Below are 17,891 nucleotides of genomic sequence, written 5' to 3' on the forward strand. Positions count from 1 at the left end.
TTGTTGTGAGAACTCACTCACGGTTTAGCCAATAGGGTTTGGTTAGTATCGCCAGCAGAAACTTGGTCTACCTCTGCACCAGTGGTCGTACAGCAGACACCCTACAACTAACAATGATTTGCTGACGGCCACACTACTCCCATCTCGCTTTATCCCCGTTATCGCACCATGCAGCCTCATCACAACATCTCTACCGATTCACTGCCCAATATTGCCGCTTGCAGTACTCGTGCAGCTAATTGAGATGCCTCTTGCGCCAGTTCATCGGTCCACAATGGCCATACTCGAGCGATATAGGTATCAGCGCCTTCACCCGCAAACAGATAACCATCATTGAAACATTCAGCCATCTTATTCATGGCTTTTTCACGTGTTTCATCATCATCTTTCCAGCTTCCATCACGACCAATACAGGCCTGAATACCCGCTAGTGCCGTTTTCGGGAAATAGGCCAGCGGCTGATTCAACCCCTCAAAATACAGTTCAAGTACTTCTTGCAGATACGCCCTCGCCTGATCAGGCTCAACGGTGTGCAGCAACAAATGCTTATCGGTGCCGATCAGGTGGGTCTCTTGTCCTTTGCCACTGGCGGCTAAGCAAAGGTGATCAAACCAGGCCGCAAGGTGGTCTTGCGCGCGGATCTTACCACTGCGATAACGCAGTAAACCGGACGAATAACGCTGTTTCAGCCAGCCCTGCAATTGAACGGTCTCTCCCTCAATGATGAAACTCAGATCAACTTCATGATCGTCCAGTGGGCGCTGTACAAAAGGCTCAACTTCCGCAACCAACGCCAATACATCAAGTCGGGTGGCACCCAGATCCAATTCACCAAAAGCCGCAACCGGAAGATTACCTGCCGCCTTCTGCTCTGCAGCAAACACCTGATACACCTCATCCTCATTGCGACCTTCTACTCTGGCATCAAGTAGCAAGTCGAGCAGTTCATCACGAAGCTGGTAGCTTTCTAACCCATTTAAGACAAACGGCTCATCATCTTCCATTACCCCCATTGGCGGTTCAAAAAAGACTTTCAGGCGGCGGTTGAAGAAATAACGGACCGGTAAACGCCAGAAACGTTGTAACTCTGCCAGCTCTAACACCATCATTGAGCCATCATGGAGTGGATCAGCACTCAAGGCTGCCAGTTGGAATGCCTGACTGGCGGTACCAGTACGGGCTGCGGCAGGCAACCATTCTGCGGCGAAACTAGCCTGCTCACCGCTAAAGGCGGTTGGACTGAAAGGTACCAAAGAATGATGGTGAATCAGCGCGGCTTTAATCTTGGCTGCCGACTGATCAACGGGTAAATCATGATCACCGTCCAAGCAATACCCTTGCTGGCAGTATTCCACCAGCTCGCTGACCAATACCGATGGCATCCTCTCGGCGTTATCTTGGATCGAGCGGCCAACATAACTGATATACAAAATTTCCTGAGCCGATTGAATGGCCTCTAAAAACAGGTAACGGTCATCATCACGACGGGAACGATCACCCGCCCGGGTCCGGCCATTCATTAAATCAAACCCTTCCGGGGCGATGTTACGCGGATAGGCACCGTCGTTCATGCCGAGCAGACACACCACCCGAAACGGGATCGAACGCATCGGCATCAGAGTACAGAAGTTAACCTGACCGGCTAAGAAACGCTGGCTCACCCGCTCACCGGAGAGTTTGTCGTGCAGATACTGATTCAACACTTCAGGCGTGATCTCGGCATCGAAGCCGGCATCGCCCAACTGCTCATGTAAGCGATGCAGGTGATCGCGGATCGATTTCAGGACCAATTCTCCATCAAGATCAACGCTCAGGAAATCATCAAGCAGGGAATTGAGAATATCAGTCCAACCGGCAACCGGATGCGGTTGCGCCAACAAGTGACGGTAACCAACCAAACAATCAATAAATCCCGCCAGCTGCCCCGCCAGTTCCGCATCGAGACCCTGCACCTGCTCGTAGGCTGAGATGCCATCAAACAAGCCTGCATCGTGAGGCATAGCATAACCTAACAACATCCGCTGGATACCAAATAGCCAGGTATTCTGGGTTTGTGCAGGCAAGTCAAACTGGCTGGCGGTTTGTTCGTCCAGTCCCCAGCGAACACCTGCCTCTTCTATCCAGCGCTTAATTTTTTCGAAGCTCTCGCTATCAAAACCAAACTTGCTCATCACCGCCGGTACTTCTAGCAGCTCCAGCAGCTCAGAGGCATGACAGCGGCTTTCAGGCAGCGACAATAGGCGTAAAAAGGCCAACAGGATCGGGTTTTCTTGCTCGGCAGTCCGGTCTGATATCGAGAAGGGAATATAACGCTGGCCCGGAGCATTACCAAAGACCGCTTGGATCGCTGGGCTGTAGGCATTGATATCAGCCACCATCACGATCACATCGCGTGGCTTAAGACTCGGATCCATGTCAAACATCGACAGTAACTTATCATGCAAGACTTCAACTTCTCGCATTGGGCTATGGCAGGCATGGATCGCCAGCGAGCTATCATCGAGGCTGATCGGGAATTTATGCAGGCTGTTATCAAGGATCGTGTCGTTCTGGCGATCTTCCAGATTCAAAATATCTGCCTGAATCGCATGCAGTAACGAATCCGGCTCAATATCGACAAAACCGGCATCCACTTCATTGACCTGCATTTCTGACAATAAGTACAGATTATCACGCCCCAGCTTGCCCATTGAAGCCAGCAGGCTATTGCCCACGACATCATTATGCATGTCGGCATCGTAATGATTTTCATCACTGTCTTTGAGTTGCTCAATATGATCGTTCAGTGCTTGCTCGTCGTTCACCGTCCGTAACATGATCCGCTTATTGGCCGCGAGACGGGCCAAATGCTTACGGTCACGAATGTCCCCCCAGTAGTAACGGCACGGGTTGGTAAACATCAGATGAACATCAATGTGATTGCCCAGTGCCGCAAGGGCATCAAGATAGCGCGGCGGGAGAGAAGAAATACCAAACACAAACAGCCGCTTGGGTAGATGGTCTGGCACGGTGCCACTGCTGGCGTAGTTTTCCAGTGTATCAATGAAGTGTTCGTAGAGGTTGGCACGGTGATACGGCGACTGGCCCAGCGCAAGAGTATGATCATACAGGGCTTGCCATAACATCGGCTGCCAGGGGTGCTCACCGTCGAGTTCCATAACCTCATCACCCGCTTCCCATTGCTGGATCCATTCAGGCCGGTAGACCAGATACTGGTCAAAGATATCGGCAATTTTCTCGGCTAATTGATAGAGTTTGAGATCACTTTCATCATCTTCTAAATAGCGCTTCAATGGCTCAAACTCAGGCAGTTCAAGCTGCTGTGGCAGCACCTGCATCAATTTCCAGGTCATCGATTCTTTATTGAAAGCACTGCGCTCTGGCACATCGGCCAATACCTGGGTAAACATTTTCCAGATATAAGTTGCCGGTAACGGAAACTCAATATTGGCGGCAACCCCAAACGATTTTGCCAGCTCCATCTTCAGCCATTGCGACATCCCCGGACTTTGCACCAGGATTTGCTCCTCCTCAAACGGATTCTCTAAAGGTCGAAAACGAATAAGCTCAACAAGCAGCGACTTGAGTAAGTCCAGCTGATTGGAGTGATAGACAGTAAACACGCAGGTGCCTCACCAGCAGGGGAAATTACTGTGATTGTCTACTATCGACTTGTTAGCTGCAAACCAAAATTATGCAATAAAAAAGCCCGGGATCGCTTTCGACCACCGGGCTTATCACTACACATTCATCTCAAGATAGCGGGATACGAGCCTGCTATTATGCGTGCCGTATGGCTGGTTTAACCAGACGTGACATTGGGCGATAGAATGCGAGGTAACGTAAAGCGACATATCCCACCACTGCCGTCGCAACATATAGCTCAATATGTGCCAAGGTTGAAACCTGCTGAACATATTCTGGCGCATAACCACTTGCTACCATCCATGCTGCCATCTTGAACAGTGCCGTCGCACCGATCACCATCGGGAAGGTAAACGCCGCGTAGCCTGGGCTGAATGTCAGACGAAGCAGACGGAAGAAAGCAATATAAATCACGAATGTCATCAGCACCGCAATTCCGCCCAACAAACCAATGATCACCGGTGATGGATGCTGCGTTACGGTTAAGTAACCAGCCAACGATAGGCTTGCTGGCGCGGCCATAATGGCAATCGTCGGTTTGGCGGCATCAGGAATTTCATGGCTGAAAATCAAACGGTAAATCATCATTGGTAGCATTACCGCATAAATGCTCATCCCAAAAAGTTGTAGCCCCTCAGCCAGCGGGCGCAACGCCCCTCCCGGAAAGGCCACATCCGCCACAATGATCCCAATCGGTGGCACAAACCAACTTGGCACCATGTGGTGAAGCTCAAATTCTGAGGCGCGATGATAAGTAAATAGGGCCAAAAAGATCAGATGTAGGATCACTGCAAACAACCATAATGCCTGACCAGCAACAGCAAAATACATCCCCAGAGCCTTTGATACCACCATGGTCGCCATGGCAAACGTCGGAACTACACTGCCCACGACTGGATGACTTAAATCAGTCCATAACGATTTCGGATGCCACAGGAACTTCACCAGTAGCACGAGCAGTAAGACACTGGCAATTGCGGCACCCGTCATTTGGCCAACGCCATGCAGATCAGCGGCATTTTCCCAACACCAGCCCAAACTAGCGATACCCAATGCTAATCCTGCCATTGGCGTTGGCGCGCCTAATACTTTTTTCTTCGTTGCCTGAATCATAAACTACTCTACTCGGCTCTCTTGCCGTCGCTTCTTAACACACCAATAGTGTATAAAATTTGAATGATTTATGATAATTGAATATATTTAATGGTAAGTTAAATATTACTGAACACTTTGTTTGCATGAATATCGCCCTGCGCCAACTGAAGATTTTTGTTAGTGTCGCTCAAGAGCTCACTATCACCGCTGCTGCGGACAAATTATTTCTGTCAAAGCCCGCCGTTAGCATGGCGTTGTCTGAACTTGAAAAGCAACTTGGTCACAAGTTATTTGACCGGAATAACAACCGCTTGCTAATCAATGAACAGGGGAAACGACTACTGCCTCTGGCCGATGAACTACTGGCCCGCAGCCAGGATATCGAGCAGCTTTTCAGTCAGGAAGGGCCGATCACTGGCAAGCTGAAAATAGGCTCCAGCGATACAGTCGGTAATCAAGTGACCCCATTCCTGCTGCGTGATTTTCGCCAAGAATCAGGACACAGTGATCAATCGCTGTTTATTTCCAATACGGCTCAGATCTGCCACATGCTGGCAGAGTTCGAACTCGATGTCGGACTGGTAGAAGGTAAAGTCCAAGAAGACCACTTAGCGGTATTACCATGGCTTAAAGATAAGATGGTGGTGGCTTGCCATCCGGATCATCCCCTGACTCACAATAAACAACTCAGCCTCGCAGATTTAGAGCATTGCCAGTGGATTTTACGGGAACCCGGATCCGGTACCCGTGAATTTTTCCTCAGCCGGCTCGCACCACGTCTGGAACACTGGCAGCAGGCATTTGAACTCAATAACACCGAGGCTATCATCAACTGTACCGCTGCCGGGTTAGGGATCACCTGCCTGTCACGCCGGGCGGTCAGTCATGCAGTCAAAGATAAGCGGTTGGTGACCCTTGATCTGCCGCTCGATATGCAGCGCCAATACTGGCTACTGTATCATCGCGAAAAATACCAAAGCCCGCTGCTCAAACTGTTTCTGGCTTTTTGCCAGCAATGGCAAGATACCTCAAATGACGACACGGATGATTAAATATGATTATCACCACAACTGAAGGCGATGATCTGGCTAATCTGACATAACGGCCGCCCTGATTCCTGCTGCCACTCATTAAACGTTTTTTGAGTCGCAGTAAGGGATTTCTGAGTATCACGCCCGCCATCGATGATCCCGCACTGACGTAAATACGCTTCGGTATCTTGACTGAGAATAAAAGTATCTTTACCCATAATACGTAACGTATAAGGGCCAGTATTGCCACCTAAGCGTGCGCCGTGTTTTTTCAAGTAGCACCATAGTCCGGTAATATCATCGCCGGGCCAGTTGGCAACAAAATCTGCAAAAGATCCGTGTTGTAATGCCACATCATGAATCATTTGTGCGTTAGCCGGAATCGTCATCACCTTGCCTAAATGACGAATAATGGCGGGATCAGTTGCTTTACGCTCCCACATTTCGATCGGCATCAGTAGCATTTTTTCGATATCAAACCCAAAAAATACCGATTCAAAATTTGGCCACTTTTTCCGCACTACCTGCCAACTCATTCCTGACTGAAACACCTTCTGGCTGAATGCCGCCAACCAGCGGTCATCACCAATCGTCTTTAGTTGTTCCACGGTTAAGGGGGTAACCAATCGCTTTTCAAGTTCAGCCACTCCGCCCTTGCGCTCCGCTGCACGGGCGTAAATTTGTTCAAATTTTTCTCTTGCCATCACATTAACACGCTTATCACTGGACATGGCCTGTTATGCTACTGTATAAACAGCCAGTAAATCAATTTCAGGAGAGGGTGACCATGGCTGTTATCGTCAAATATGTGGTTGAGCGCAACGGAGAAGAAAAGATGACTTTCACCTCTAAATCCGAAGCTGACGCATACGACAAAATGCTGGATATGGCTGACGATATGTTTGCTTTACTAAGCGAAAGTGAACTGTTCGATGACGAATCAAAGCAAGAGGAACTGTCTATGTTCCTTGCGCAGAAACGTGAAGAAGTGCTGGTTGCTCTTGGCGCAAAAAAAGCACCAAAGAAAAAAGCGACTAAACCAGAAATCGTTACAGAGCAATCTACTGACGAAGCAGCATAATTTTTTATTGCTGGCATCTTTATAAAAAAACCTCCTGTCTGGAGGTTTTTTTATACCTATTACTCACAATATCGGCCTCCTTCTCAGCATAATGCCAACCATCATCGTGACCATCAAACACTGGAAAGAATGCTGTCATTTTTACTGATCGCTCGGTTAGCCCTTCAATATCCGGCCAAGTATCTTTATGATGGTTTCAACTTAGTATAAAGATAAGCCCCCAAAAGGGAGACTGCCAATTGTGCAGTGCTTAATCATATCAATATGGAGAATGAACAATAATGGCCAGCTTTTCACTTGCCCTCGGTACTGCGACTAAAAACCGCGACAATAAAATTATCGAGGCTTTCTTCCCAACCCCAATCTTGAACCCAGCTGATGAGCTTGTTACTGCCATTGCCGCTATTGTTGATTACAAAGAAGGCAACCAAGCACTGGACGTTACACCTGCACAATGTGCAGATCTAGCCAGTGCATTTAGCGCTGCTGGCGAAGAGAAAAGTGCGCAGTTTGCAGCGAAAGCGGCACACTCATCTCAACCTCTGGTTATTGTTATTCTAGCAACCGACGAAGCACCTATTTCTGTGGCTGAAGGCTTCCTGAAACTGCAATTGATATCACACCGCCTAGTTCAGCCTCACGGCTTAGTATTAGATGGTATCTTTGGTCTGCTGCACAATATTGCATGGACTAACCAAGGCGCAATCGACCTCCCTGAATTGGCAGAACGCCAGATGGAAGCACGCCTAAACGGCGAAACCCTAACGGTTGATTGTGTTGATAAATTCCCGAAAATGGTCGACTACGTGGTACCAACAGGGGTACGTATTGCCGATACCTCACGCGTGCGTCTTGGCGCTCACGTCGGGGAAGGCACCACGGTGATGCACGAAGGTTTCATCAACTTCAACGCAGGTACAACCGGTGTAAGCATGGTTGAAGGTCGAATTTCTGCGGGGGTTGTCGTGGGTAACGGTTCAGACATCGGCGGTGGTGCTTCCATCATGGGTACTCTATCTGGCGGCGGTAAAGTAGTGGTATCGATTGGTGAAAACAGCCTGCTTGGCGCAAACGCAGGCCTTGGCTTCCCAATGGGTGATCGCTGTACCATTGAATCTGGCCTGTATGTAACCGCTGGTTCCAAAGTGCGTTTGCTAGACAACAACGGTCAAGAAGCAGGTGTTGCCAAAGCACGTGATTTAGCGGGCAAACCTGATCTGCTATTCCGTCGTAACTCTATGACCGGTGTGATTGAGTGCTTAACTAACAAAGCGGCTATCGAGCTAAACAGCGAGCTGCACAGCAATAACTAATTGCACTTTTTACGATAAAAAAAGGCTGCCAAGCAGCCTTTTTTTATTTATTCAGTGACCCATTCCGCTTAGTACCCTCGGTCAGCTAACGCTGAGCGAGTCTCTTTATCATTACAATCATCAGGATAGGCAGGGTTAACCACTGTATTAATCTCACGTTTACCCCGGCAATAGTCAAACCGTCCCTGCAAATAACCCGCGCGATATTTTTCATAATCGATTTCCGATAACGCGCCACGCCGGATCAAGTCCTGTTCACTCCACTCACTGTATCCTTGCTCACCATGGTAAGTGCCCAGCTTTGCCCACTCTTTACCTTTTGCCAAGTTATCTTCATAAGGACTGATACACGCAGCCATCACAACCACGGCGCCCACAATAAGCAATGATACGCCCCACCTCACCATAACCTGTCCTCAACCAAAGCACTGCGTTAAGTATGGATTATCCGCTCAAACTCGCCACTGCTCGACGACCGCTTTCACTCTGGCTGCCCAACACAGCCAGTAATAAACCAACGCCAGCACCTACCACAATCACCCCGCCTAAATGCCAAGCCTGACTAATCCCTAACTTCAGTAGGCTATTACTGAGTAAGGAAGCAAATACCATCTGACATGCACCGGATAATGCCGCAACAGTGCCCGCCTTATCAGCATAGGGGATCAGCAGCAATGATTGGGCACAAGGAAAGGCCATGCCGTTAGCCATCGCCAATAAAAAGTGTCCGACACTCATCCATTCCGGCTTCAAAGAAGCGGCGATCAATACCGAACCAGCAACAAAATGCAGTAAAGGAGCCAACAACAATATGCGTGCCGTTCCTAATTTTGGCCGCAATCGCTGGCAAACCATACCACCAGAAAGTAAACCAAATGCAGGAACCATCGCCCATAAGGCATATTGCTCTGAAGACAAGCCGATCTGTACCTGCATGATGAATGGCATCAAAGAGATCGATATCACTACCAGCGAAAAGTTGATCCAACCGATGGCGGCAAAAGACAAAAAATGTCTTTCACGCAATAATGAGAAATAGGAACCGACCAAGGATCTTACGGTTTGTCGGCGAGTGCTTACCGCCAACGTTTCTTTAAATAACAACAGCAATATTAACCATACGCTTGCGATATAACCCAGCAGCAAGATAAAAACCGCTAGCCATCCCGAATAATGGTTCACCATGGCCCCCACCACCGGAGCAACAATCGGCGTAAATGCCGCTACAATCGCCAGCCACGTCATCGCTTTAACAAAATCATGGTTCTGATAACTATCTCGGATAGAGGCTCGGGCAAGCACAGCAACACTTCCGGCTCCTAGGCCTTGGATGACTCGCCCCGCCAACAGCATGGCAAAATTATCACCATGACTCACGGCAAGCATTAAACCAGACAGCGCGACAATTAATCCGCCCAGCAATACCGGGCGGCGACCATACACATCAGACAGAGGCCCGTACACCAATTGAGAGGGGCCAAAGCCAAGCAGGTAACCTGAAACGAGTAATTGAACCTGCCCGGAGCTAAGGTGGAGATCTGCCGCGATCCACGGCAAAGTAGGGAAAATCAATCCCAAACTTAATTGCCCGATACTGACAATTAAGCAGGCCAATAACAACGGCTTCCAGTTAAACGCTACCATTTGTGATCCTCAATAAACTGACGCTATTATGCGCCGCTATTGAGTGGAATATAATCAGCGAGGTATCAAGAGAGCCTGTCCCCGTGGGAAAGAAATAGACGACTATTTTACAATGGTATAGGTAAATGGATTGGCAACAGAAAACTTACTGCCTGATGTTGTAACCTTCCCCTGCTTCATCGCGACAATGACTTCTTTCTGTACTTTGATCAAAGAGAAAAATCGAATCACCATAAACACGATAAAAATAGGCATGATTATCTGGGCAATCGCCACAGACTGTAGAACAAAATCATTGAACAACCAACAGCCCAGCATGAGAAACATCAGATATAAAGAATGCGGCTTCAGCACAATGGTAATCGTGCTCGACGTTTCGGTACGTTCAAAAAAATACTTCATCTAAGGACTCACCTTTATCTCAACACGCAGTAACGCCTAGCCTCTCACAGCCAATCAGAGCAACGCAAGCCATCACCGATTCGCGCTCCCATCAACATTGTAAGATTTTATTCATGGGTAGCTGCCATTAAAAGATAAATGCTGGGTTGCAAGGCCTTTTTTAAGCTTAAATTTAGACTTTAATTATGATAATGACTTGTGATATTGGCTAAAAATTTTCAATCATTCCTCTCATTTTTTGCTCTTTATATCCATAATATTTTGCATTATCCCCCACTAATCAGTGGCGTCGCTTATCGCTCCAAGCTATGCGCAGCAAGGGTTACCAGCCAAAGTCCTAAAATCACCTCCACAAATACACACAAGCATAAACTTCTGATTTATCATGATTTTTACGTATGATGTACTCAATAAATGCACAATACGAACCCTTTTTAAACAATCAATATTGCAAAGTAACATATTGCATTGGTACGTTTCTTTATAATAAAACACTGTTATTTTAATAAACGACAGCAAGTTACTGCTATAGAGCATGCTGCGAATTATCATTGTAATAGCCTACGATTTTAATCAAACATAGACTATTTCTTTGGTGACTAGGTGTAATGATCACTTAAGGGCTTAAGAAATGAAAACATATGAGCAAAACTGGGATATAGAGAATAACATTACAAATGATGCAAGCAATTGGGCAAAATATCGTAAAGATATGCTCAGTGCTTTTCCTGCTTACCAAAATGAAGAATCAGACCCGCTCGTTACTGCCATCGACAAAGCAGTAAAAGCCATAGATCAACTTCGTCCAGATGCTGAAGGTCCAGCCTACTTAGGTAAAAACCCAAAACTAACTATAGATTTTGATCATATTAAACATATCAGTATGCCAAGCCAAATGAGCACTACTGACAAAGTGATTGATGATACTGTCGCATTGTTTGAGGGATTACCAAACTGGGGCCACCCTTTGACAATGTGTAATGTTATTCCGCAGGCAAACACTGCATCTATTGTTGCAGCGGTTTTATCAGAGATATTCTCACCTAACATCCTTGAAGGCGAATATTCATGGAACGTACACCGTGCTGAATTAGAAAGTGCAGGTATGTTAGGTAATTTATTTGGATGGAATCCTGAAAACACAGGGTGTCTATATACGTACGGTGGTTCTGGCTGTTGGACTTACCATGTAAAATATGCACTAAGCCGCGTATTGAGAGACTCTCGTCAAAAAGGTGTCCGTACGGATGCAAAAGTAATTTGTTCTCACCAAGCTCACTATACCATGCTCAATAGCACTGACTGGATGGGCCTTGGTATGGATAATATTATTAAAGTTCGTACTGATGTTCATACTAATGCAATGGATTTGGCACATTTAGAAGAAATTCTTAAAGACTGCCATGAAAAAGATATCCCTGTTGCTTCTGTCGTTTGTACTATGGGTACAACAGATGCTAACGCATTTGACCCGGTAGAAGGTGTTCGTAAGCTGCTCGACCAATATCCAAATAACACTGAAAAATATGGTAAAGCATTACTGTATTGCGATTCAGTTGTTGGTTGGGCTTGGGCTACATTTAAAGAATATGACTTTGATGTTAACCCACTTCAATTCTCCAAAGAAATAATCCCTTCACTAAAAGCAAATGCGAAAGCATTGTCTGGCGTGCAATACGCTGATGCCGTTGGTGTGGACTTCCATAAAGTAGGTTGGTCTCCATATGCAAGTAGCTGTTTTGTTTATAAAAATAGTGAAGAGTTCGAAACATTACTAAAACGTCCTGGTTCTGCATATTTACAACCTCGTTCGCCATATAACCCACTCGACTACACGCTTGAAGTCTCTCGAGCTGCAACAGGGTCATTGGCTGGTTGGGCAACAATGAAATATTTTGGCTACGAAGGCTTCCAAGCAATCCTAGGCGGTATTTTAGAAGACCAATATTTCCTACGAAATGTAATTGCTTCTCATACAGAAACAGTATGCGTGAACTCAGAAGATCATGGCTTAGTGACATTATTCCGTGCATACCCTGATGGTGTAATGGCTGAAGAGCAATACCGAAAAGAGCTGACTGACCCTGCTTATAAAGAGCAACTAGTCAAAAATAACATGCTAACAAAAGCCATCGGTGACAAATTATATCACTGGTTCCGTGATGGTAAGAAAATTAATGGTCGTTATACTCCTTATATAAGCTTCAGTACAGGTTTCCGTGTTGCTGAATATAATGGAAACGACACAGACCCTGACGCGTATATATTTGCATTGAAAATATTTCCAATGAACGTTCATATCACGCCAGAAATCATGCGCTATGCAATTGATTGTGTTCTGCTAGCAAGAGATGAAGTTTTATCTGAAAACTAATTCCATCATCTTATAAAACACCGGTGACTAACACCGGTGTTTTTCATGACCATGATTTGTTATCTATGGGGTTGACACATGTCTGATACTATATTGGCGAATAAAGGCGCATCAAAAACAAAATTAACTGTCGCTACATTAGCAATAATGAATATAACGACAGTGGTTAGTTTACGAGGTTTATCAGCTGAAGCTGAATACGGTACAACTGCCGCTTTCTATTATATTTTTGCGGCAGTTGTTTTTCTCATTCCAGTGGCCTTATGCGCAGCAGAATTGGCAACCGGTTGGCCACAAAAAGGGGGGGTCTTTAACTGGGTAAGTAAAGCCTTTGGTCATAGATTAGGATTTTTAGCCATTTATCTTCAATGGCTAGCAACGACAATTTGGTTCCCAACCGTTCTTATTTTTGCCGGTGTTGCGTTAGCATTTATAGGTCCCGATCAAACGTTTGACCAAGCTTTAGCTGCTAACCGTTTCTATAGTGGCATTGTCGTACTGGTTGTTTATTGGTTTGCAACATTTATCAGTTTGAAGGGCTTAAAAACAGCATCAAAAATCAGCTCTCTAGCTGGATTAATTGGTACCATTATCCCTGGTATTATTTTAGTTACTTTAGCAATTATTTATATTGCAAATGGTAATCCTATTCATTTTGATCTTTCAATGAAAGGATTTGTACCTGATTTTAGCAATTTCAATAATCTGGTTCTTGCCGCAAGCATATTCCTATTCTTCGCAGGTATGGAAATTAATGCAGTTCACGTAACAGAGGTTGAAAACCCTTCAAAAGGTTATCCTCTAGCTATTATTTATGCCACCGTATTTACAGTTATTATATTTATTTTTGGAACATTATCCATCGCCACAATAATCCCTAAAAATGATATTAACTTAGTTCAGAGCTTATTAGTCGCTTACGATAAACTATTTGCTCACTTTGGATTAGGATGGCTCGGTAACGTGACTGCTGCTGCAATTTCATTAGGTGTACTTGGTCAAATAATTGCCATAATTTCAGGGCCATCTGCAGGGATATTACAAGTTGGACGAAAAGGATATTTACCGCTTATATTACAAAAAACAAACACAAATGGCGTACAAAAAAACATACTAATGTGCCAAGGCGCTATTGTGACAGCGCTTGTCATTATCATGACATTATTGCCATCCGTACAAGCAGCATATCAGATGATCAGTCAATTGGCTGTTATCCTGTATTTAGCCATGTATATTATGCTATTCCTTTCTGTTATTTATTTGCGATATAAAGAACCAGATACCCCTCGCCCATATAAATTACCCGGTGGAATGTTCGGATTGTGGCTTATTGCTGGGATCGGTTTATTTGGTTCAATATTAGCGTTTGTTCTAAGCTTTATTCCACCGTCACAAATATCTATTGGTTCACCATCAACCTACATCGGTATTCTTGTTATAGGTACAATTGCTTTCACTGTTATACCTTTCATCATCTATGCTTGCCGAAAACCAAGCTGGACAACATCAACTAATGATTAATTAGATAATATATAGTAGGCAATATAATATATTCGCCTACTATATTTAAGTGAGTAGGTATGAATGTACAAGTAAAAAAAAACACACAAAAAATAATGAAAATTAGTGTACTTACTTTTGCCGTTATGAACATAACAACAGTATTAAGTACAAGAGGATTAGCGCCTGAAGCAGAATATGGTCTCACTTCGATTTTTTATTATTTATTTGCTGCCGTTTGCTTTCTTATCCCTGTATCTTTAGTCGCCGCTGAATTAGCGACTGGCTGGCCACAAAAAGGAGGAGTATTTAATTGGATTAGTGCAGCATTTGGTAAAAGAGTAGGATTCATCTCTATCTACTTACAATGGCTAGCAACAACTATTTGTTTTCCTACCATGCTTATTTTTATTGCTGTTTCAATAGCATTTATTGATACTAACCATGCTAAAGAAATTGCCGCAAATAAAGAGTTTATACTTACTGTTGTTTTGGGTATTTATTGGTTTTCAACATATACGACATCAAAAGGAATAAAATCAGCAGCTAGAATAAGTGCTGCAGCAGGTATAATAGGAACAATTTTACCATTAACAATTTTATTCATTAGTGGAATTTGTTATATTTACTCAAAGGGAAGTGTTGAATTTCCAGTATCAACTAATGAATTACTCCCAGACTTTCATCAATTTCATAATCTAGTATTAGCATCAAGTGTTTTTCTTTTTTACTCAGGTATGGAAATAAACGCAGTCCATGTTCAAAACATGGATAATCCATCAAAAAATTACCCTATTGCAATTGCTATTGCATCAAGCATGACGGTATTATTTTTAGTTATAGGTACATTGATTATCAGTGCTGTCGTTCCACATGATAAAATTAACCTTGTTGAAAGCTTATTTATCACATACGATACTATTTTTAAACATTTCCATATTGAGTGGATGAGCCAAGTCATTACAGCTGCTATAGCTATTGGTGTTTTTGGTCAAATAACCGTTATTGTTGCCGGCCCATCAACGGGTTTATATCAAGTAGGCCAAGAAGGGTATCTACCTACAATCCTACAAGGTAGTAATCGTAATGGTGTACAAATGCCAATACTCTATGTACAAGGAGTAATTGTAACCATACTATCAATGATGCTTGTAATTTTGCCTTCTGTCCAGTCCGCCTTCCAAATATTAGGGCAGCTTGCATCTATACTCTATTTAATCATGTACCTATTATTATTCTCCAGTGCCATATATTTACGTTATAAATCACCTGATGTAAACCGGCCTTATAAAATACCGTTTGGAAATATAGGCATTTGGATTGTCGGTTCACTTGGCTTTATTTCAAGTTTTATTGCATTAAGCTTAAGTTTTATCCCTCCATCTCAAATTAATACCGGAAGTTCATTTTCATATATTGCTATTCTTGTCGCATTAACAATAATATTCTTACTTATTCCTATTCTTATTTATCAAAACCGTAAGCCATCTTGGCTATCAAATTAGTACCATTCAATAACTTAAACACAGAATACGTTTTGTGTTTAGGTTGTTGCGATTTAATCAAAACAAACCATATCCATCATTTATACAATATTTGACATTTAATAACTTATGATTTTTGTTTTTACTCATGCATTATTGCCCCATCAATAAATATCATTAAAGCTGTACAGAGTGATACAAACATAATAACAGTGACGAAATTAGTAATACTCTCTATATTAATTACTACTAATGCTAACCCTGCAAAAACCATCTGTAATGCTCCCGATAATGCACTCACTGTTCCTAAATAATTGCCATATGGAACCATTAATAATGCTTGAGCACATGGAAATATAAGCCCTTGTAGAAAACCAATTATAAAAAAACAAACCGTTATAAAAAAAATTTCATGTGGATACAACATAAGGCATAAACCAGATAGAAATTGAATAATAGGACAAACCATTAATATTGAAGAGGTGCTATATGAATGTCGAAAATGAAAACTCCACCAAGAGGATAAAAATAAAGCTATAGCAGGAATAACAGACCAAAATGCATATTGCTCAGAACTAAATTGAAATTCACTTTCTAAAACAAAAGGAACCCATGCCATTAAAAATATGATTAATGCCCCATTTAATGATGAGATAATTGAATAATGAATAAAATAACGATCTTTAATCAACTGGCGATACGTTCTGATCGGCTCTGGTAACGAAAAATTTGTATCCTTTTTTATCACTGTTTCTGGTAAAAATATGATGAGTAAAATATAAACGATGACGACATAGATAAAAAGACAGCAAAGGACACTATACCAACCATAATGATGATTAATAATTCCACCTATAATTGGAGAACAAACAGGTACACAAGCAGAAAAAATGGCTAAGCCTGTTGTCGCAGTCAGAAAATACTTACTTTTATAGCTATCATGAATAATCGCTCTTGCTAGAACAGATTCGCATCCGCCACCGAGCCCCTGGATAAACCGTCCCAATACGATATAGAAAAAACTATCCGTATTGAAAATAACTATCGTAAAACCAATGATTGAAATCAGTATCCCAAATAAGACTACAGGTCTTCGACCATACCGATAAGAAAGAGGGCCATATAAAAGCTGAGAAGGTCCATAACCCAATAAGTAACTAATGATTATCCATTGTATAGTTTGACTTGATAGGTGTAATTCTTCAGCGATCCATGGCAGTAAGGGGAATATCAAACTTAAACATAATTGCCCTAGACTTAAAATGAGACAAGAAAGAAAAAAGATATGTTTTTTTTGTTGAATAACATCTTTTACTCTTTTACTCAATGGCATATCAACTGGCATAACCATAATAATAAGCCCTTTATTTACTAAAAGATCTTCAATCTTAGTCTTTATGCTCGTTAACCATAGCAGCAGTTATGTAAAATCAAGTTGTTTGATTAGCAATTGCGATCGTTCAAAAATACTATACCGAGCATCTACGCGCGCCGCGCATCTACTCATTTTTCAACAGATGTAAAAAAGCCAAGTCATCAGACTCGGGCTTAGTATAGTGGCGGAGCGGACGGGACTTTCTATCAACCTTGAGAACAGCGCATCCCCCTACGTGACAGGCCGCTGCCTTCAAGGTAAATAAGCTAACCAACTGAACTATCGCGCCGCAGCATCTATTCATTTTTCAACAGATGTAAAAAAGCCCAAGTCATCAGACTCGGGCTTAGTATAGTGGCGGAGCGGACGGGACTTTCTATCAACCTTGAGAACAGCGCGTCCCCCGACGTAACAGGCCGCTGCCTTCAAGGTAAATAAGCTAACCAACTGAACTATCGCGCCGCAGCGTCTATTCATTTTTCAACAGATGGAAAAAAGCCCAAGTCATCAGACTCGGGCTTAGTATAGTGGCGGAGCTGACGGGACTTTCTATCAACCTTGAGAACAGCGCATCCCCCTGCGTGACAGGCCGCTGCCTTCAAGGTAAAGAGGCTAACCAACTGAACTATCGCGCCGCGCGTCTACTCATTTTTCAACAGATGTAAAAAGCCCAAGTCATCAGACTCGGGCTTAGTATAGTGGCGGAGCGGACGGGACTCGAACCCGCGACCCCCGGCGTGACAGGCCGGTATTCTAACCAACTGAACTACCGCTCCGCAGCGTCTATTCAGCATTTAAGCAATTTAGCACTTAGCAATGTCCTACTCTCACATGGGGAGGCCCCACACTACCATCGGCGCTACAACGTTTCACTTCTGAGTTCGGCATGGGATCAGGTGGTACCGCTGCGCTATGGTCGCTAAGTAAATTCTTTTACTGTTTATGTG

13 protein-coding genes, 1 tRNA gene and 1 rRNA gene are annotated in these 17,891 nt (G+C 43.8%); 6 read left to right on the top strand and 9 right to left on the bottom strand.

Features of this window, described 5'->3' with window-relative positions; translation table 11 throughout:
* Positions 1-179: 179 nt before the first annotated feature.
* Both recC and L4D12_RS15390 read right to left on the bottom strand, forming a co-directional pair.
* Positions 180-3,623, bottom strand: coding sequence for an exodeoxyribonuclease V subunit gamma (recC, locus tag L4D12_RS15385; protein ID WP_428448732.1), 3,444 nt, complete (start codon positions 3,621-3,623; stop codon positions 180-182).
* Between the two features lie 157 nt (positions 3,624-3,780).
* Complete coding sequence (locus L4D12_RS15390; protein WP_428448733.1) at positions 3,781-4,758, bottom strand: TDT family transporter; 978 nt, start codon at positions 4,756-4,758, stop codon at positions 3,781-3,783.
* 125 nt (positions 4,759-4,883) lie between these two features.
* Here L4D12_RS15390 and L4D12_RS15395 point away from each other — a divergent pair, with 125 nt between their 5' ends.
* Entirely contained in the window at positions 4,884-5,792 is a 909-nt protein-coding gene (locus L4D12_RS15395; protein ID WP_428448743.1) for a LysR substrate-binding domain-containing protein, read from the top strand.
* Here L4D12_RS15395 and L4D12_RS15400 read toward each other — a convergent pair.
* Positions 5,789-6,475, bottom strand: coding sequence for a DNA-3-methyladenine glycosylase I (locus L4D12_RS15400; RefSeq protein ID WP_428448744.1), 687 nt, complete (start codon positions 6,473-6,475; stop codon positions 5,789-5,791). The two genes, L4D12_RS15395 and L4D12_RS15400, sit on opposite strands and share 4 nt — an antisense overlap.
* A gap of 83 nt (positions 6,476-6,558) precedes the next feature.
* Here L4D12_RS15400 and L4D12_RS15405 point away from each other — a divergent pair, with 83 nt between their 5' ends.
* Together L4D12_RS15405 and dapD are read left to right on the top strand one after the other, a co-directional pair.
* On the top strand, positions 6,559-6,852 hold the full coding sequence (locus tag L4D12_RS15405; protein ID WP_428448734.1) for a YebG family protein: 294 nt from the start codon (positions 6,559-6,561) through the stop codon (positions 6,850-6,852).
* 281 nt (positions 6,853-7,133) lie between these two features.
* Positions 7,134-8,165 (top strand): 2,3,4,5-tetrahydropyridine-2,6-dicarboxylate N-succinyltransferase, encoded by a 1,032-nt coding sequence (dapD, locus tag L4D12_RS15410; protein ID WP_428448735.1) that lies wholly within the window; start codon positions 7,134-7,136, stop codon positions 8,163-8,165.
* A gap of 68 nt (positions 8,166-8,233) precedes the next feature.
* Here dapD and L4D12_RS15415 read toward each other — a convergent pair whose 3' ends face one another.
* The 3 genes from L4D12_RS15415 to L4D12_RS15425 form a co-directional block, all read right to left on the bottom strand.
* Positions 8,234-8,572 carry a DUF2799 domain-containing protein gene (locus tag L4D12_RS15415; protein WP_428448736.1) on the bottom strand — a complete coding sequence of 113 codons (339 nt, stop codon included), beginning with the start codon at positions 8,570-8,572 and terminating at the stop codon, positions 8,234-8,236.
* A 37-nt stretch (positions 8,573-8,609) separates the two neighbouring features.
* A complete protein-coding gene (locus L4D12_RS15420) occupies positions 8,610-9,809 on the bottom strand; it encodes an MFS transporter (protein WP_428448737.1) in 1,200 nt (399 codons plus the stop codon).
* Positions 9,810-9,911: 102 nt separating this feature from the next.
* Positions 9,912-10,211: a hypothetical protein gene (locus L4D12_RS15425; RefSeq protein ID WP_428448738.1), complete on the bottom strand. Its 300-nt coding sequence runs from the start codon at positions 10,209-10,211 to the stop codon at positions 9,912-9,914.
* A 631-nt stretch (positions 10,212-10,842) separates the two neighbouring features.
* Between L4D12_RS15425 and L4D12_RS15430 the strand changes: the two genes are divergently transcribed.
* The 3 genes from L4D12_RS15430 to L4D12_RS15440 all read left to right on the top strand — a co-directional run bounded on the left by L4D12_RS15430 (position 10,843) and on the right by L4D12_RS15440 (position 15,590).
* Complete coding sequence (locus L4D12_RS15430; RefSeq protein WP_428448739.1) at positions 10,843-12,585, top strand: pyridoxal phosphate-dependent decarboxylase family protein; 1,743 nt, start codon at positions 10,843-10,845, stop codon at positions 12,583-12,585.
* A 78-nt stretch (positions 12,586-12,663) separates the two neighbouring features.
* On the top strand, positions 12,664-14,106 hold the full coding sequence (gene gadC, locus L4D12_RS15435) for a glutamine/gamma-aminobutyrate antiporter GadC (protein ID WP_428448740.1): 1,443 nt from the start codon (positions 12,664-12,666) through the stop codon (positions 14,104-14,106).
* Positions 14,107-14,165: 59 nt separating this feature from the next.
* Positions 14,166-15,590 carry an amino acid permease gene (locus L4D12_RS15440; RefSeq protein ID WP_428448741.1) on the top strand — a complete coding sequence of 475 codons (1,425 nt, stop codon included), beginning with the start codon at positions 14,166-14,168 and terminating at the stop codon, positions 15,588-15,590.
* Positions 15,591-15,711: 121 nt separating this feature from the next.
* Here L4D12_RS15440 and L4D12_RS15445 read toward each other — a convergent pair whose 3' ends face one another.
* From L4D12_RS15445 to rrf, 3 genes are all read right to left on the bottom strand, one after another.
* Positions 15,712-16,920, bottom strand: a complete 1,209-nt coding sequence (locus L4D12_RS15445) for an MFS transporter (RefSeq protein WP_428448742.1) — start codon at positions 16,918-16,920, stop codon at positions 15,712-15,714.
* A 723-nt stretch (positions 16,921-17,643) separates the two neighbouring features.
* Positions 17,644-17,720: transfer RNA gene (locus L4D12_RS15450), tRNA-Asp, on the bottom strand.
* A gap of 32 nt (positions 17,721-17,752) precedes the next feature.
* Positions 17,753-17,868, bottom strand: a 5S ribosomal RNA gene (rrf, locus tag L4D12_RS15455).
* Positions 17,869-17,891: the final 23 nt, after the last annotated feature.

The sequence above is a fragment of the Photobacterium nomapromontoriensis genome, from assembly GCF_050336815.1.
Classification (GTDB): domain Bacteria; phylum Pseudomonadota; class Gammaproteobacteria; order Enterobacterales; family Vibrionaceae; genus Photobacterium; species Photobacterium nomapromontoriensis.

Excerpts from the sequence above, each read along its gene's own strand:
- L4D12_RS15400 (WP_428448744.1), bottom strand. The coding sequence starts at position 6,475 with ATGGCAAGAGAAAAATTTGAACAAATTTACGCCCGTGCAGCGGAGCGC.
- L4D12_RS15390 (WP_428448733.1), bottom strand. The coding sequence starts at position 4,758 with ATGATTCAGGCAACGAAGAAAAAAGTATTAGGCGCGCCAACGCCAATG.
- dapD (WP_428448735.1), top strand. The coding sequence starts at position 7,134 with ATGGCCAGCTTTTCACTTGCCCTCGGTACTGCGACTAAAAACCGCGAC.
- L4D12_RS15430 (WP_428448739.1), top strand. The coding sequence starts at position 10,843 with ATGAAAACATATGAGCAAAACTGGGATATAGAGAATAACATTACAAAT.
- L4D12_RS15425 (WP_428448738.1), bottom strand. The coding sequence starts at position 10,211 with ATGAAGTATTTTTTTGAACGTACCGAAACGTCGAGCACGATTACCATT.
- L4D12_RS15420 (WP_428448737.1), bottom strand. The coding sequence starts at position 9,809 with ATGGTAGCGTTTAACTGGAAGCCGTTGTTATTGGCCTGCTTAATTGTC.
- L4D12_RS15445 (WP_428448742.1), bottom strand. The coding sequence starts at position 16,920 with ATGGTTATGCCAGTTGATATGCCATTGAGTAAAAGAGTAAAAGATGTT.
- L4D12_RS15405 (WP_428448734.1), top strand. The coding sequence starts at position 6,559 with ATGGCTGTTATCGTCAAATATGTGGTTGAGCGCAACGGAGAAGAAAAG.
- gadC (WP_428448740.1), top strand. The coding sequence starts at position 12,664 with ATGTCTGATACTATATTGGCGAATAAAGGCGCATCAAAAACAAAATTA.
- L4D12_RS15415 (WP_428448736.1), bottom strand. The coding sequence starts at position 8,572 with ATGGTGAGGTGGGGCGTATCATTGCTTATTGTGGGCGCCGTGGTTGTG.
- L4D12_RS15395 (WP_428448743.1), top strand. The coding sequence starts at position 4,884 with ATGAATATCGCCCTGCGCCAACTGAAGATTTTTGTTAGTGTCGCTCAA.
- L4D12_RS15440 (WP_428448741.1), top strand. The coding sequence starts at position 14,166 with ATGAATGTACAAGTAAAAAAAAACACACAAAAAATAATGAAAATTAGT.